Genomic DNA, 264 nt, shown 5'->3' with positions numbered 1-264 from the left:
CAAATTTTATTTTGATAGCGCTTTCATTATGTTGGCGAAAAAGTCCCCCGCATCAGGGGGGACTTTCTTACTTCATTTGAATGTGCTTCATATCTTCTTCAGATACATTTGTGAAAATAACCGGTGTCACAGCGGATGCGGCATGCTGCTTGATGTAATCGAGATCAAATGTAAGAAGCAGTTCGCCTTGTTTGACGGCTTGTCCGCTCGTCACATGTGCTTCAAAGCCTTCCCCGCTCAATTTGACGGTATCAATGCCGACAT

At 44.3% G+C, this 264-nt stretch carries 1 protein-coding gene; it reads right to left on the bottom strand.

All coding sequences use genetic code 11. From position 1 onward, the window contains the following. Positions 1-67 precede the first annotated feature (67 nt). Positions 68-264, bottom strand: a 197-nt coding sequence (locus CF394_RS07060) for a PTS glucose transporter subunit IIA (RefSeq protein ID WP_207761696.1), incomplete at its 5' end; no start/stop codon positions are given.

The sequence above is a fragment of the Tetzosporium hominis genome, from assembly GCF_002265435.1.
Taxonomy (GTDB): Bacteria; Bacillota; Bacilli; order Bacillales_A; family Planococcaceae; genus Chryseomicrobium; species Chryseomicrobium hominis.
Note: the sequence above shows the minus strand (reverse complement) of the source record. Positions and strands in the feature narration are given on the sequence as shown.